Source organism: Rhizobium sp. YIM 134829 (genome assembly GCF_046546455.1).
Window position 1 is genome coordinate 421779 of the sequence record NZ_JBKHKI010000001.1, and the last position, 15473, is coordinate 437251.

A 15473-nucleotide genomic window follows, 5' to 3' on the forward strand; every position below is an offset into this window, starting at 1 on the left:
AAGGTTGCGTTGCTGTGTTGTCTGGCGGATTGGCGGCCAGAAGAGCCACCCGGAGTCTCACCGGGTCCCTGCGGATGACGATCCGTAACGCAAGGGAGCCTCTTTCGCAACGGTCTCTTGAAGTCTGCACGCAGCCCGCGGGGCTAGGACACATTCTCCCATGCGGAGACATCCTTGAAGCCGTGGCCCGTGACGATGCAGACGACCGTGTCACCGGCGTTGATAGTCCCTTCGAGGAACAGTCTCCGGCAGGCGGCGAGAGAGGCAGCGCCTGTCGGTTCGCTGAACAGCCCGGCCTGTCGCGCCAAGGCGATCATGGCGGCCCTGATCTCGTCGTCGGGCACGGCGACTGCCGTGCCGCCGCTCTCGCGAACAAGCGAGAGCGTGTGGCTGCCTTCCTCGGGATAGCCGAGAAGCGGGTCGGAAATGCCGGACGCGATCGTGCGGGGTGCCGTCCAGGGCTGGACGATATCGGTGCCCTCTGCGAAGGCCTTGGCGATCGGGGCGCAGCCTTCGGACTGCGCCGCGACGAGCCGCGGCATCCCGGCCCCGGCATCCTTAAACCCCTGGAAGACCCCTTTGACCAGCGGCCCCGAGCTTGTGGGAACGGCAACCCAATCGGGACCCACCCCGTCGAGACCGTCCAGGATCTCCTGTCCGACCAGACGCAGGGCGTCGACGCCATAGGGATTGAGATAGGTCGTCGTCAGGTTGACATAGCCCCTCTCCTCGCACAGCGCCATCGCCCGGCGAAAGGCGTTGCCATAGTGACCGGGGACGCGCTCCAGCGTTGCTCCATAGGCGAGGATCTGGGCGAGCTTGCCGTGCGGCGTCGCCTCGGGGCAGCAGATGATCGCCGGGGTCCCCGCATGGGCAGCATAGCAGGCGGCGGCCGCGCCGGCATTGCCGCTCGAGGCGCTGACGATACCCCGCGCGCCCTGTTCGATGGCGCGCGACAGGGATGCCGCGACCAGGCGGTCCTTGAAGGAGCCAGAGGGATTGCGCGTCTCGTCCTTGAGGAACAGCCGCCCGTGAAATTCTGAATGAAGCAGGTCTGGTGCCACGGCGCGCAGCGGCGTGCCACCCTCCCCGAGCGTCACGGCCGGATCGACGAAATCGGCATTGGCCCAGCCTCCAGCCTTCGCGATGCGCGAGACTTCGAGAATGCCACCGCATGCGGCGCATCGGTAGAGCAGCTCGGCCGGATAGGCCGCATCACAGGCGATGCAGCGCAATGTCATCGCGTCGGTGCCGGGGCGGAATGCCGGCTGCTCTTCGGCCCTCATTGCATCATGCCCCGCGCCGCCACAGGGAAGACGCATGCCACCCTTTGGCCTCGAAGGCCGACATACCAGTCGTAGCGGTCGACAGTCGGGTCGCAGTGGCCGGGGACGAGGCGCAGCTGCTCGCCGACCCGCAGGGAGGTGTCCCGGAGCGTCAGCGCGCCATGCTCGTCGGAGGCTCCGATATAGTCGATATCCGGACGGCCATGGACGAGCGGCAGGCCGCTGTCGATCGCCACACCCTTGTGCCCGCAATCGAGGACCGCGCGACCATCGCGCGCTGCGCTCATCACGGTGCTCAGCACGAAAAGCGATTGCTGGAATTCGGGTGTCGGATCGTTGCGCGCATAGTCGGCGTCCATGAAGATGTAGGAGCCGGCCTGGATCTCGGTGTAGACCCCGCTGGCGGCCTCATGCCGGAACGTCCCGGTGCCGGCGCCGCCGACGATCGCGCAGCTCAGCCCCTGCCCTCGTATCGCATCAATGGTGACGACAGTCTTGCGCACCGCGTCCGCGATGGCACTCCGCCGTTCCTCCTCGCTGCGCCGATGCTGCGCACCGCCATGGTAGGACTGCAGCCCGCCGAAGACGAGATGGCGGCTTGCCGCGATCCGTTTTGCAAGGGCCGCCGCCTCCGCGCCGGGCTCGATGCCGCAGCGCGCGCCCATGACGTCGATTTCCACTAGCACGGTCATGCGCCGGCCGGCCGCTTCGGCGATCGCTTCGATCAGCTCGACCGTTGCGGCATTGTCGGCACAGACGGAGACTGTGGCCATGGCCTGCAGCGCCGCCACGCGCTGCAGCTTGCGTTCGGAAACGACCTCGTTCGAGATCAGAATGTCGCGGACGCCGCCCCAGGCGAGGACTTCCGCCTCTGCCGGCTTCTGGACGCACTGCCCGACCGCGCCGCGATCGATCTGCCAGTGCGCGATCACCGGCGACTTGTGGGTCTTGGCATGGGCGCGCAGACCGACCCCCGCCTCACGGCAGAAGGCGGCCATGCGATCCATGTTGGCTTCCATGATGTCGAGATCGATCACCAGGGCCGGCGTATCGATCTCGGATTCATGCATTCCCGGCTCCGCCGGCGGACGTTGCAGCACGTGTCACCTCATGCGGCGATGGAGCGACGCGTCGTGTCCGACAACGCCTCGAAATTATCGCGGATATAGGCGGCAGCCCGGAGAGCCAGCGCCGAGATCGTCGGCGTCGGATTAACCACGCCGCCCGTCGTCAGCACGCTGCCGTCGACGATGAAGAGGTTCGGCACCTCCCAGGTCTGGTTCCACTTGTTGACGACCGACGTCTTCGGATCGTCGCCCATGCGGCAGGTGCCGATCATGTGCCAGGCCGGCGTGCGATAGACGCCGTCCTTGCCGCGATAGTCATGCAGGCGATAATCGAACGCGCCGCATGCCTTGGCGAGCTCTTCGAGCCGGTCGAGCATGTAGTTCATCATCCGCTTGTCGTTTTCGCCCGGCGCATACTGCGTCTTGGCAGCCGGCACGCCGTCGGAATCCTTGAGAACAGGATCGAGCGTCACGCGGTTGTCCGGGTTCGGCAGGTCATCGCCGATCGCGAAGACGCCGATCGAATGGCCGAAATGGCGCTGGAACCAGCTGTGGTGCTCCTTGCCCCAGGGGGCGCGCGCCGTCGTGAACCAGCCGGCGGCAAGCTCGCCGGCCGAGGCGGTTGATGTGATGCAGTTGAAGTTGAACCCATTGACGAAGCCACGCGAAACATCGGTCTCGGCGAACTGGCGCGACAGGAGCGAGGCGACGTAACCGATGTGACCATCGACCGGCTCGTCAACCCAGAGTTCGCAGGCGACCAGCGTGTGGTGCAGAAGATGGCGGCCGACTTGGTCATTGCTGTTGGCGAGATTGTCGGAGGCGAGCAGCAGGCGCGGCGTGCCGATGCCATTGGCTGCGACGATGACGATCTTCGCCTTCTGGAAATGCGTGTGGCCGGTGTTGCGATCGACATAGCGCGCACCGCTGGCGCGACCATCGGCATCCGTCTCGATCTTGAGCACGCGTGCATTGATGCGCAGTTCGCAGCCGGCTTCCAGGGCCTTCGGCCAGATCGACATCGAATATTTGCTCATCGAGCCGCGCGGGCAGCCGTTGCAGGCGCCGCAATTGTTGCAGGCCGGGCGGCCGTCATAATCCTCCGAGATCGCGCCCGCCTCTGCGGGCCACCAGTGCCAACCGAGCCTATCGAAGCCGGAGGCCAGGCGCTTGGCGACCTTCGACACCGGCATCGGCCGCGTCGGGCATGTGTCGCGCGCGGGCATGGCGGGATCGCCGGCAAGGCCGGAGACACCGACGAGACGGTCGGCTTCCTCGTAATAGGGCGCGATGTCCTCATAGGTGATCGGCCAGTCGGGCTGGAGGCCGTGTTCGGTTCCCTTGCGGAAATCGGAAGGGCGGTATCGGGGCCAGATCGCACCATAGACATTGGTCGATCCGCCGACGGCGTTCCACATCAGGATCTGCGAGGAATCGGTGGTGACCGGAAAATCGTCGGGATGCGTGCGCTTGTTGACGTCCGGGCTCCAATTGGTGCGGCGTTGCCATGTCCAATCCGCATGCAGGTGCGGATGGTCTTCGGCCTCCACCCAGGAGCCCTGCTCCAGACAGACGACATCGAGACCGCCTTGGGCGAGCACAAGGGCGGCCAGCGAACCGGTGGCGCCGGCGCCGACGATCAGGACATCACAGGTGCGATCGGTGTTCATCGTTCAATCCCCCAGCGGACGGTCTTCTTCGTGTCGAGATCGAGCGCGGAGGTATCGACCGGCACGACGTCGTCTGTCTTCAGATAATGGCCGCGGCCGTGCATCGGCGTATCGCGGGCGTAGTCGAACGGCGCCATCGGGTAGCCCGAGACATGCGGGCGGATCGAGTAAGGCCGGCCGGTCACGGCAATGGCTTCCACCACGAAGGGCGTCTCGTAATAGGCAAGCGTAACGGCGGCATAGATCTTCTCGAAGAGGTCGGGATCGGCCGCTTCGAACGCCCTCACGGCAGCGATGCGGGTTTCCCGGTCATCGCTGTCGAGCGCGCCGGACGGCCAATCCACCCTCTCGGCGATCGTATCGAACATGCCGGTCGTGCCGTCGGCGAAGAGGCGGAGGGCAACAATGCCATGCACGCCGGCCTCGGACGCCGATGGCCAACCCTCGGCCCCCGGGATGAGTTCATCGACGAGACGCTGCAGAAGCCGCGCTTTCTCCGTTGGGGCCAAGCGGGCATTGCTGCCGGCCTGCTGCGGAATCGAAACCGAATCCATGGCTACGCTCCCTTCCGATCGATGGTGACCGTGATCATCTTCAGTTCCGTCATCGCCTCCATCGTATGCATGCCGCCGAGGCGGCCGATGCCGCTCTTGGTGCCGGTCCCGCCACCGAAAGGCAGATGGATTTCCCAATAGGTGCTGCCGCCATTGACGTTGACGATGCCGGCAGGAATGGCGCGCGCCATCTCGATGCCGCGGGTGATGTCGCCGGTGAAGACGCCGACCGACAGGCCGTACTCGCTGTCGAGTGCGAGATCGAGGGCTTCGGCCTCATCCTGGAAGGCGATGACCGGGACGACCGGGCCGAATGTCTCTTCCCGATTGATCCTCATCTCGCGGGTCACGTCGCGAATGACCGTCGGCTCGAAGAAGAGATCGCTGCCGAGATCGGAGCGCTGCTTGCCGCCATAGAGCACCTTGGCGCCGGAGGCGATGGCATCGTCCACATGCTCCTTCACCTTGGCCGCGACCTTCGCATTGTTGAGCGGCCCCATGGTGGTGCCCTGATGCGAGGGATCGCCCAGCACATGCTCCGCGGCATGTGCTGTCAGCTTTTCGCACAGGCTGTCGACGATCGAGTGATGCGCGAGGACCCGGCCGGTCGCAGCGCAGACCTGACCAGCATTGAAGAAGGCGCCGCCGGCTGCCGCGGCCGCAGCCGCATCGAGATCGGCATCCTCGAACACCACGACCGGTCCGTTGCCGCCGAGTTCCAGGAGCAGCGGCTTGCCGGCACCGCGTTCGGCAATGCGCTTGCCGGTGGCGGCGCTTCCCGTGAAGCCGATGGCCGCGACATCGGGATGGATGACGATCGCATCGCCGGCGGTCGCGCCTTCACCGATCACCAGATTGATCACGCCCGCCGGCAGGCCGGCCTTCTCGATGACCTCCATCAGCGCACAGGCGACCAACGAGGTCGATGGCGCCGGCACCCAGACGATGGCATTGCCCGTGGCAATCCCTGGCGCCAGATACTCGACGGGGATGTTGACCGGGAAGTTCCAGGGCGTGATGACGCCATAGACGCCGCGCGGCTGGCGAATGGTCATGACGAGCTTGGTCGGATCTTCGGTCGGCAAGGTTTGGCCGCCCATCTGCTTGACGAGCTCGGCCGCGAGCCGGAACCCATCCGCCGCCTTCGAGACTTCTCCGTAGGCTTCGGAAAACACCTTGCCCTGCTCGGCGGAGAGGATGCGCGCGATATGATCGCGCGCCACGTCGATCGCCGCGCCGATCGCGACGCACATCTCCGCGCGCTTGAATACCGGGGTCGCCGCCCAGCCGGGCGCTGCGGCCTTGGCTGCCGCGACAGCGAGGGCCGCAGTGTCGCGGCTCGATTTTGGCAGCTGCGCGATGACGTCGCCGGTGGCGGGGTTGATGGCTGGCATGGTGTCCGGCTCGCCTATCCAGCGGCCGCCAATATAGTTCGCTGTCCTTGGCGATGACGTGTAGGTTCCGTCCATGATCGCTGTCTCCCTATTCGGCGGCCGCGGCCAGCGGCGTTGAGTTCGTGCCGACATTGCGGCCTTTGATGACGAGGCCGGCAGCGAACAGCCGCTGCGACGCATTGACGATTTCGCCGCGCACATCCTCCAGCGCAAAGGATCCGTCGCGCAGTTCCAGCACGCTGGCATCACCGGCGGCGCCGATCTTGAACGTGCCGAGTTCGGGGCGCTGCAAAGCCTTGGCGGCATTGATGGTCGATGCCGCGATCACCTCGTTCATCGGCATGCCAAGCGCCAGGAATTTGGACAGGGTCGTCACCTGGTCATAGGCCGGCCCTTCGATGCAGAGCGCATGCACGTCCGACGAGATCGTGTCCGGCGGGAAGCCCTGGTCGAGCATGGCGCGGGCGGTTTTCCAGGAGAAGGAGCCCATTCCATGGCCGATGTCGAAGAGCACGCCGCGCTCCCGCGCCTCGAGAATTTCCGGCTTGACCTTGCCCTTGCCGTCAACCGGTGAATTCGGGAACGGACGGTAGCAATGGGTCAGCACGTCGCCCTTGCGCAGTTTGGCGACAACGGCCTCATAAGACGGCGGCGGCTCGTCGATATGGCACATCAACGGCAGGTTCGTTTCGTCCGCCACCTGCAGCGCGATATCGAGCGGCTGGATGCCGGAGGGGCCCGACGCGTGCTTACCGACGCGCACTTTGACGCCGATGATGACGTCGCGATTTTCGTTGATCACCTCGACCGCTTCGCGCGCTGCCATCAGCCGCAGATCGTGGCTTTCGCCGAGCATGATGTTCTTCGCAAAACCATAGATGCCGGCGAAGGAGACATGCAGGTAGACAAGGATGCGCGCCGTGCTCTGCTCGATCACATGCTTGCGGAAGCCGGGGAAATTGCCCGGCCCGGCACTGCCGGTATCGACACAGGTGGAGACCGCGCTCATGCGCGCGAATGCGTCGGGATCGACGCCGAGCGAGGTTCCGCCCCAATAGACGTGCGTGTGGAGGTCGATCAGACCGGGCGTCACGATCAGGCCGGAGCAATCGCGTTCTTGCAAGCCGGAAAGGTCATCACCGAGCGCGGCAACCTTGCCGGCGGTAAAGGCGACGTCGCCGATGCGGTCGATGCCCTGGGACGGATCGACGATGCGACCCTGCTTCAAAACGATGTCATATGGCATGGATGCGACTTTCAGTTTCCTTGAATGAATGGGGGATGCGCAGGCCGCTGTCGGCCGCAAAGACGCGCAACGCGTCGAAACCGGCGCTGACGGTGATCGGCGCGCCGGGCGACAGCCCACTCGTGTCCATGCAGGTGGCGCGGACGACATGTCCGGCCACATTGACGTCCAGGAACTGGAACGGCCCGGCCGGCTCGATCAGCATCAGTTCGCCACGCAGCGAGAAGGCGCCGGAATTGCCGGTATCCGGCTTGAGATCGTGCGGCCGCACGCCGATGACGTGATCGGCGGGCCCGCCGCACAGATCGCCCGGCAGGAAATTCATCTGTGGGCTGCCGATGAAGCCCGCGACGAAGCGGTTCGCCGGCCGGCTGTAGACCTCCATCGGCGCTGCGAATTGCTGCAGCACGCCATTGTTCATCACGGCGATCCGATCGGACAGCACCATCGCTTCCTCCTGATCATGGGTGACGAAGATGACGGTGATCCCGAGTTCCTTCTGCAGACGGCGGATCTCGGTGCGCATGTGCACGCGCAGCGATGCGTCGAGGTTCGACAGCGGCTCGTCCATCAACAGAACCGAGGGATTGCGGACGATGGCACGGCCGACGGCCACGCGCTGGCGCTGGCCGCCGGACAGTGCGGCCGGCGGTCGGTCGAGAAGGGCCTCGAGACCGAGGACATCTGCGGCCCAGGCGACCTGCTTCTCGATCGTCGCAGCATCGACCTTCTGCTGGCGCAGCGGGAAGGCGATGTTGTCGCGAACGCTCATGTGCGGGTAGAGGGCATAATCCTGAAAGACGAGCGCGATGTTGCGTTCGCGTGGGCCGAGATCGGAAATTTCGCGCCCATCGAAGCGGATCGAGCCCTCGTTGATCTCCTCCAGTCCGGCAATGCAGAACAGAAGCGTCGATTTTCCGCAGCCGGACGGGCCGAGGAAGGAGATGAACTCGCCATTCTCGATCGAGAGGTCGAGCCCCTTGAGGACGGGATGGATGCCATAGCGCTTGTTCAGGCCGGCGATCGTGATGGATGCCATGGAAGAACTCCTTTCAGCCCTTGACCGCACCTGAAAGCGCGCCCTGGACGAGGTAGCGTTGGAAGAAGAAGGCGACGGCGACCGGCGGCAGGATCGCCAGCACGCTGGCGGCAAAGAGCGGGCCGTATTCGTAGAACCGTGCCTGGTTGAGGAAGCCGGCGATGACGACCGGGATTGTCTGCGTTCTCGGGGTCGACGTGATGATCATCGCGAAGAGAAACTCGTTCCAGGACACGAGGAAACAGAAGATGAGCGCGGCGATAATGCCGGGCCGGACGACCGGGACGATGACTTTCACGAACATCGACCAGCGGCTGCATCCATCGATCTGCGCGGCGCGCTCGAGGCTGACCGGCACGTTCTCGAAGCTCGCCTTCATCATCCAGGCGGCGAGCGGCATGAGGATGGTCGAATAGGCGATGATGACGCCGAGATATGTGTCGATCAGGCCAAGCGAGCGGAAGATGATGAAGAACGGCAGGACGAGGGTGAGCCCCGGGATCATGCGCGTCAGGAGAAGCGCCCAGAGACTGGCGGCGAAGAAGCGCCGGTCGGCATAGCGCGCGAAGCCGTAGCCCGCGAAGGTGCCGAGAGCGACATTGACGACGGAGACGATCGCGCCGATGACGAAGCTGTTCCAGAGCGAGATTGGTACACGCTGGGCCTGCACGCTGGTCGTGCCCTCGGCCATCAGCACCATGCGATAGTTCTCCAGAGTGAGGGACGACGGAAACATCGAGGGCGGGGTACGGATCAGATCGGTGGCGGGCGACAGGCTGATCAGGAGAAGGGCAGCGACCGGCAGGATCGACCACAGGAAGATCGCCACGACGCCCAGCCAGAACAGCAAGAGCGAGAGGGTCTTCTGCGTCTTCGGATGCAGCCACGGACGCCGATCCATCGGCGGGATCACCACCATGGTCGGCCGCACGCGGGTCAGGACAGTCTTCAGCTCCTCGGCCATGCTCGCTTCGTCCTTCTTCGCCTTTTTCGGGCTGAGCACGAAGAAGTAGAGAATGGCGCAGGCCAGGCTGAGGATGGTGAGGATATAGAGGATCGCCGCGCCCTCCCCGAACTTCAGGAACTGGAAGGACTGAACATATCCGAGCCAGGACAGCGTCGTCGTTGCCGCCCCCGGGCCGCCGCGCGTCATGATCCAGATGATGTCGAAAGTCATCAGGGCGTTGATCGTCGCGACGATCGTCGAGAACAGCAGCGTCGGCTTGAGCCAGGGCAGCGTGATGGAGAAGAAGCGCTTGACCGGCCCCGCGCCATCGAGAAGGGCAGCACGCTGCAGGTTGCCCGGCATCGACTGCAACGCCGACAGCATCATCAGCGTCGTCAACGGCGCCTGGTTCCAGATCTGGGTAATAGCGACCAGGTTGAGCGAGCGGAAGCCGTCACCGAACCAGGCCGTCGCCAGCGCGCCTAGGCCAAGATCGTGCAGCAGGCCGTTCAGCAGGCCGAAATTGCCGGCATAGATGAACGACCAGAGCACGCCGATCGAGACCGGCGCCATGGCCCAGGGCACGAGCACGACGCTGCGCAGCAGGCCGCGCCCGGCGAAGCTCTTGTTGAGAACCAGCGCGAACAGAACGCCGAGCACCGTGGTCCCCACGATTGCCAGGACCGAGAAATAGGCCGTGCGCGCCAGCGCGTACCAGAAATCCATGTTCTGGAGCACGCGCTCGTAATTCGACAGGCCAACGAAGACCCAGCGCTTGGTGATCGGATTGGTGCTGTTGAAGGAGAGATAGAGGCTGTAGAGCAACGGCATTCCGACGATGAGGACCATCAGGACCAGCGTCGGGGCGACCGTGAGAAAGGCGAAAGCCGGAACCTGGCCGATGCGACGGCGGCGCGGTGGCGCGGCGGTCTGGATCTTGGCGGCGTCTGCGGTAAGCGTCATGACATCCCTCGCTCTCATCGCGGCCACGCATGACGACCATGCGCGCAACGATGCTCTTGGGGGCTGAACTCCGGAATGCGGCCGCCACCGCGGGCGGACGGCGGTCGCATTCCCTTTTCCCTGTCAGCAGCAACCGCCTTATTGATACTGCGTCTTCAGCTCGGCAGCCTTGTCGGCAAGTGCGGTCACGAGCGCATCGGTCGAGCTGCCCGAGCGGATATATTCCTGCACCTGCTGCATCATGAACATGTCCCACTCCGGGAACCAGATCGTCTTGCCGATCTTGCGCGACGTCGCCATGCCGAGCTGCTCGGAGGAGACCTTCAGGTCGCGCCACTTGGAGAAGCTCTCGACGATCTCCGGATCGGCCATGACCTCCTTGTAGCCGGAGCCCAAGCCGAACTCGAGCGCCCAGCGCTTGATGACGTGATACTGGCCATCCTTTGCCTTGCCACCGAAGAACTGCAGCAGGTTCCAGACACGCTGTTCGTCGACGGGCTGCGCGCCCATCAGATAGGATGCGGTCCATGCCATGGTCGAGCGCGTGGCTCCCGGCATCAGCGCATTGCGCACCTTGCCGGCGATCTTCGATACGGCGGGATCGTTGGCCACCTTGTGATTATAGTCATGCACGACCATGAAGGTGTGGCGGCCGGAGGCATAGCTCGGAACGCCTTCGCCCGGCAGGGTCATGATGTCCTCGGCGACCAGCTTCTCCTTGTAGAGCGTCTGGTGGACCTCGAGGATCTTGCGAAGCGCCGGCTCGTCGACGAACTTGCCGTCGTCGTCGAATACCTTGGCGCCTTCGGAATACCAGCAGGCAAACATGTGCCAGGACATGTTGGGCCAGTTCTGCTGCCACATGCCATGGAACGGCGCTTCCGAAATGCCGTCCGCCTTCAGCTTGCGGCAAACCTCGAGCACGGCGTCCCAGGTCGCGGGCGCTTCGACACCGGCCTTCGACAGATGCTCCTCATTGTAGAGGAAAGTGTTGTAGCCGGCATAGTAAGGCAGACCGCAGAGTTCGCCGGTCGGCAGCGACAGGGATTCCACGCTGACCGGGAACATGCCGGCCTTGATCTCCTCCACGCCCGGCAGGCCGTCGATGCTGCGGATCCATTCGGCCGTATGCCAGCGGGCAATATAGTTTTCCTCGGCATAGAGCATGTCGAGATGCTGGCCGCCGGTCAGTTTGGTTTCGGCCAGCGGGTGATAATCGCCGGTGATGAGCTCGTAAGTGACGTTCTCGTCATAGAGCTTCATGAAGGTCTTGACGTTTTCGTCGACGATTTGCGGCTGGTACTGCCAGCCAGCGAAGGTCATCGCCGTCGATGGCGCAGCCAAGGCTCGGTTGCCGAGCACCGCCGCGGCGGAAAGAGCACCGGCACCCTTCAATATCTGTCGTCTGGACGCGAGTATTCGCTCTAGCGAATAAGTCATGCTAGTTCCCCTTAGCGATGGCTTGTTTAAGCTGTATTCCGGTTCCCGCGGAATATTTGATCAGCAACTCCGTCCGTGCCGTATCGGCTTACAGGCGGCTCTCGTTCTACAGGTAGAACTATCCGCGATTTTTTTCCGATGTCTAGAAAAACTTTACTTTCAGATCATTTTTTACGTTCAACGGCTGCATTGAAGCGAGATATGCAGATTTTTTGATCAGAAACTGCAAAATTTAGCCGCGTTCCATCAATCGCAAAGTGGCTGGACGTCGGGCTTGTCGCGCGAGGTCGCCAGTTGCTGCTTGAGTCTGCGCAACTTTTCCCGTCCCGCCTCCTTGCGCGCGATCGCAACGCCATAGGCAAGGATGTCGATGGCAATCAGATAGGCGTATCGCATCGAGGATGGGCTAAGGATGTCGTCATCGGGCGGGCTATCAACCGGAAGCATGACGTCGACCAGTGTCGAGAGACTGGACGCGCTCGGCGCAAGCGAAACGGTTGTCGCACCATATTCACGCGCCACGGCGATGGCACGCTCCAGACCGGCGCTCTCACCCGTCAGCGAGCAGCAGAGCACGAGGTCGTGCTTATCGACCGTCGAAGCCAACATCATCTGCATCTGCTGGTCGGCGCAGGGAATGACTCGGATACCGAGCCGAAAGAACCGGTTCTGGATTTCCTCCACCAGCCAGGACGACACGCCGCCACTACCGAAGGCGTAGAGCGTCTGGCACTGGTTGATGAGCTCGATGATCCGGCCGGCGCGCGGCAGATCGATTGCATGGCTGATATCGACGATCGTCTTCTGCGCCCGTTTGCTGACGCGCTCGGTCACCTCCTCGATCGAGCCAGGTGGCGTTGCAGGCTCCAGATAATGGATGCCGACACGCACCGAACCCATAATCTTCAGCTTGAGATCCTTGAGGCCATCGCAGCCCACGGTTCTCGCAAATCGGGTGATCGTGGGGGCTGACAGATCGAGCCAGGTTGAGAGGTCTTCGATGGGAAGTTCCACGAAACGATGCGGCTCGGACAGGATCGCATCGGCGATGCGGCGATTGGACTTCGAGAATGTGTCGCGCGCATCGACCAGGATCGCCAGAATATCCTGTGGCCTTGCCTTGCCCGCCGCCTTCAACGTCGGCTCCGCGGCGGCGGTTCTCGATAATTTTGCTCTTGGCATACGGCTCTCCACTTTGAACGGACCGTTCAATCAAACGTGGAGACTGTCAACCAGCGCCGCAGGCGCAACAGCCCTGCCACGTTCGCTGAACCGGTCCAACGCATCCGCTCCCGCGAGCCAGAAAAAACAGTTGCGCATTAGTTAGTTTACGTTACTAACTCACTCGTTGCTTGTCCGATAGTCAAGGCCCGAGGTCGTAAGGCGGTCTGCGCGCCACCCGGGTTCAATTATCGACGCCCGCAACCCCCGACTTTGCCGCTACTCCCGCAGCCCATTATGGAGATCGTTTTGGAGCGTTTGCCCTTTCGCGACGCAGTCGCGCAACAACCACAGTCCCTGCAAGAAGCTCTCGCAAGCCTTCGCAAAACCCTGAAGACCGCGGATCTTTCCGCGCTTCGCACGGGCACGACAGCGATCATCGGCATTGGCGCCAGCTTCTATGCCGGCGTCGTCGCCGCCGCGCAGTTCCGCCGCCAGGGCCTGCGCGCCTTCGCCTTTGCCGGAGGGGAGCTGTATGACGCGGCCGACAATGCGGCTGATGCCTATATTGCCGTTTCCGCTTCCGGACGAAGCGTTGAGCCAGCCAAAGCCGCCGGCCTTCGCGACAAGGCCTTGACGATCGGTATCGCCAAGACGGCCGAAAGTCCGCTCGCCGCCGCCGTCGGCACGATGATCGGTACGGGCAGCGGCATCGATAGCGGCCCGAACACGACAAGCTATCTCGGCTCCCTGCTGGCGCTGGGTCTGATTGCCGACGCGGAAGGCGAGCCCTCCAACACCAACTGGGACGCCCTTCCCGGCGATTTCGAGGCGCTGAGCGCGGCGATCGCCGATCCGGTGAGCAAGGCAAGCGCGCTCCTTGCCGGCAAGAGGTCGATCGACTGCGTCGGCGCCAACGCCCAGCTTGGCACGGCCGGCTATGCGGCGCTGCTGCTGCGCGAGGCCGTGCGCGTTCCGGCCCAGAACTGGGACACGCTCAACTACCTCCATGGCCCGATGGAGCCGAACGATGCAGGCACCGGCGTGATCGTCTTCGGCGACGGCCGCGAGCGGCAGCTGGCGCAGGATCTCGCCGGTTTCGGCATTCCCACCGTGTTGGTGACGAGCGCCGCGGTCGAGGATCGCGACAATCTCGTCGTGATCCGTATTCCGGGCACCGAGAATGGCATTCTCGCGGCTATCTATGCCGCCCTGCCGACGCAGATGATCATGCAGGATCTCGCCGAGGGCGTCGGTCTGCCGAAATGCGAGTTCCGCTATCGCCAGACCGATACCAAGCTGCCCCTGCCCGATCCGGCCTGAGCCCTCCCCTGCGTCCTGCGACGGCGCTCCGTCGCAGGCCACCCCCTATCGTTCTCGGCTGGTCACGCCCGGGGCGCGGCGAGCGTGACAAGCTGCGCCAGTCGGCACTAGAATGGTGCTTTCTGCCCTTTCCCACAGCGAGCCTTCTTGACCCGAACAGCCGAGTTTCCCTTGCCCCTGACCGAGAGCGCGCGGGCGGTCTTTCACCGGATCGTCGAGGTGGGCCAGGCCACCCGCCCAATGCTGTCGAGCGCGCTCGAATTTTCCAAGCCGACGATGTCGGCCGCCATCCTCGAACTCAGCAATCTCGGCCTCGTCCACCCGACCGGGACAACCCAGGGCGCAACGGGGCGCACGGCGACGCTCTACGGCCTCGGCCATGAGGTCGGTTACGTGATCGGCGTCGATGCCGGCGTCACCCAGGTGCGCGCGATCGCCCAGACACTCGACGGCACCATCCTCGCCGAGGTGGACAAACTCCTCCCGCCGGCCGGGCGGCTGACAAGCGACACCGGCAAGGCCGTGCAGACGGTGCTGCAGGAACTGCGCCAGTTCGAGGGCAACCCTCGCCGCCCCCTGCGGGCGATCTCGCTCGCGGTGCCGGTGATCGTGTCTGAAAATCATCCGGAGCTCGCCTCCGGGCTTGACGAGATCAAGGCGTCGATCGGCGACAGTGCCGGTGCCGAGATCGTGCTCGAGAACAACGTGAACTGCGCGGCGATCGCCGAGATGGATCTGGGCGCCGCAAGGGGCCGCCCTTCTTTCGCCTTCCTGCAGATTGGCGTCAATATCGGCCTCGGACTGGTTCACGAGGGCCGGCTTCTGCGCGGCGCGAATGGCGCAGCGGGCGAGGTGACCCGCCTGCCCTTCCCCTTCGCCCCGCTGTCCCGGCCGCGCCGCCGTGGTCTTGAGGATCACATCAGCTCGCTGTCGCTCATGGAGCGCGTCGGGGCCGACTGGACCGACAAGACGCCGGCGCCGGACAATGCCCGCGACCTCTTTCGGCTCGCCGAGGAAGGCGTGCCATCGGCGCTCCGTCATGTCGAGCGCCATGCCCGGGATATCGGCCTCGTTGCCGCCTCGGTCGTTGCCATCTGCGATCCGGGACTGATCGTGCTTGGCGGCGGCGTCGGGCAGAACGGCATTCTTGTGCCGATCATCGAAGAGCTGATCGCCGATCTCGCCTGGCCAACCGAAGTGATCACCACGGAACTGCCGGTCCGGGGGACGGTGCTCGGCGCCTCGCAGCTTGCCATGCGCCGCGCCGTCAAGATGCTGACGGGCGACGAGCATCTGCGGCGCGCCGGCTGAAGCATGTCCAGCCGAAGCGAGATCGCTTCGGCGTCGAGTCATGCAGCAAAGACAGCGACCCAGAGCATTTCCG

At 64.2% G+C, this 15473-nt stretch carries 12 protein-coding genes and 1 other annotated feature; of the genes, 2 read left to right on the plus strand and 10 right to left on the minus strand.

Annotated features, from left to right (window positions below):
* Positions 1–15 precede the first annotated feature (15 nt).
* Positions 16–71 (minus strand) — a sequence feature (sul1 is cis-regulatory element that is thought to sense ions involved in sulfur or methionine metabolism; They are found in Alphaproteobacteria).
* A 72-nt stretch (positions 72–143) separates the two neighbouring features.
* From ACLE20_RS02050 to ACLE20_RS02095, 10 genes are all read right to left on the minus strand, one after another.
* Positions 144–1286 carry a pyridoxal-phosphate dependent enzyme gene (locus ACLE20_RS02050; protein ID WP_410938578.1) on the minus strand — a complete coding sequence of 381 codons (1143 nt, stop codon included), beginning with the start codon at positions 1284–1286 and terminating at the stop codon, positions 144–146.
* Positions 1283–2356 (minus strand): DSD1 family PLP-dependent enzyme, encoded by a 1074-nt coding sequence (locus tag ACLE20_RS02055; RefSeq protein ID WP_410938579.1) that lies wholly within the window; start codon positions 2354–2356, stop codon positions 1283–1285. Before ACLE20_RS02055 ends, ACLE20_RS02050 begins: the two co-directional genes overlap by 4 nt.
* A 38-nt stretch (positions 2357–2394) precedes the next feature.
* A complete protein-coding gene (locus tag ACLE20_RS02060; protein WP_410938580.1) occupies positions 2395–4023 on the minus strand; it encodes a GMC family oxidoreductase in 1629 nt (542 codons plus the stop codon).
* Positions 4020–4577, minus strand: coding sequence for a hypothetical protein (locus ACLE20_RS02065; RefSeq protein WP_410938581.1), 558 nt, complete (start codon positions 4575–4577; stop codon positions 4020–4022). Before ACLE20_RS02065 ends, ACLE20_RS02060 begins: the two co-directional genes overlap by 4 nt.
* Before the next feature lie 2 nt (positions 4578–4579).
* Entirely contained in the window at positions 4580–6046 is a 1467-nt protein-coding gene (locus ACLE20_RS02070) for an aldehyde dehydrogenase family protein (RefSeq protein ID WP_410938582.1), read from the minus strand.
* Between the two features lie 13 nt (positions 6047–6059).
* Positions 6060–7217, minus strand: coding sequence for an amidohydrolase/deacetylase family metallohydrolase (locus ACLE20_RS02075; RefSeq protein ID WP_410938583.1), 1158 nt, complete (start codon positions 7215–7217; stop codon positions 6060–6062).
* On the minus strand, positions 7207–8256 hold the full coding sequence (locus ACLE20_RS02080; protein ID WP_410938584.1) for an ABC transporter ATP-binding protein: 1050 nt from the start codon (positions 8254–8256) through the stop codon (positions 7207–7209). Before ACLE20_RS02080 ends, ACLE20_RS02075 begins: the two co-directional genes overlap by 11 nt.
* Before the next feature lie 13 nt (positions 8257–8269).
* Positions 8270–10165 carry an ABC transporter permease subunit gene (locus tag ACLE20_RS02085; protein WP_410938585.1) on the minus strand — a complete coding sequence of 632 codons (1896 nt, stop codon included), beginning with the start codon at positions 10163–10165 and terminating at the stop codon, positions 8270–8272.
* A 138-nt stretch (positions 10166–10303) separates the two neighbouring features.
* Positions 10304–11605: an ABC transporter substrate-binding protein gene (locus tag ACLE20_RS02090; protein WP_410938586.1), complete on the minus strand. Its 1302-nt coding sequence runs from the start codon at positions 11603–11605 to the stop codon at positions 10304–10306.
* 246 nt (positions 11606–11851) lie between these two features.
* The gene (locus ACLE20_RS02095; RefSeq protein WP_410938587.1) at positions 11852–12742 is read right to left on the minus strand and encodes a MurR/RpiR family transcriptional regulator; all 891 of its coding nucleotides are present in this window, start codon (positions 12740–12742) and stop codon (positions 11852–11854) included.
* A 333-nt stretch (positions 12743–13075) separates the two neighbouring features.
* Here ACLE20_RS02095 and ACLE20_RS02100 point away from each other — a divergent pair, with 333 nt between their 5' ends.
* Together ACLE20_RS02100 and ACLE20_RS02105 are read left to right on the plus strand one after the other, a co-directional pair.
* Positions 13076–14089 carry an SIS domain-containing protein gene (locus ACLE20_RS02100; RefSeq protein ID WP_410938588.1) on the plus strand — a complete coding sequence of 338 codons (1014 nt, stop codon included), beginning with the start codon at positions 13076–13078 and terminating at the stop codon, positions 14087–14089.
* Between the two features lie 147 nt (positions 14090–14236).
* The gene (locus ACLE20_RS02105) at positions 14237–15400 is read left to right on the plus strand and encodes an ROK family protein (protein ID WP_410938589.1); all 1164 of its coding nucleotides are present in this window, start codon (positions 14237–14239) and stop codon (positions 15398–15400) included.
* Positions 15401–15473: the final 73 nt, after the last annotated feature.

Excerpts from the sequence above, each read along its gene's own strand:
- ACLE20_RS02085 (WP_410938585.1), bottom strand. The coding sequence starts at position 10,165 with ATGACGCTTACCGCAGACGCCGCCAAGATCCAGACCGCCGCGCCACCG.
- ACLE20_RS02070 (WP_410938582.1), bottom strand. The coding sequence starts at position 6,046 with ATGGACGGAACCTACACGTCATCGCCAAGGACAGCGAACTATATTGGC.
- ACLE20_RS02075 (WP_410938583.1), bottom strand. The coding sequence starts at position 7,217 with ATGCCATATGACATCGTTTTGAAGCAGGGTCGCATCGTCGATCCGTCC.
- ACLE20_RS02090 (WP_410938586.1), bottom strand. The coding sequence starts at position 11,605 with ATGACTTATTCGCTAGAGCGAATACTCGCGTCCAGACGACAGATATTG.
- ACLE20_RS02050 (WP_410938578.1), bottom strand. The coding sequence starts at position 1,286 with ATGAGGGCCGAAGAGCAGCCGGCATTCCGCCCCGGCACCGACGCGATG.
- ACLE20_RS02060 (WP_410938580.1), bottom strand. The coding sequence starts at position 4,023 with ATGAACACCGATCGCACCTGTGATGTCCTGATCGTCGGCGCCGGCGCC.
- ACLE20_RS02080 (WP_410938584.1), bottom strand. The coding sequence starts at position 8,256 with ATGGCATCCATCACGATCGCCGGCCTGAACAAGCGCTATGGCATCCAT.
- ACLE20_RS02065 (WP_410938581.1), bottom strand. The coding sequence starts at position 4,577 with ATGGATTCGGTTTCGATTCCGCAGCAGGCCGGCAGCAATGCCCGCTTG.
- ACLE20_RS02055 (WP_410938579.1), bottom strand. The coding sequence starts at position 2,356 with ATGCATGAATCCGAGATCGATACGCCGGCCCTGGTGATCGATCTCGAC.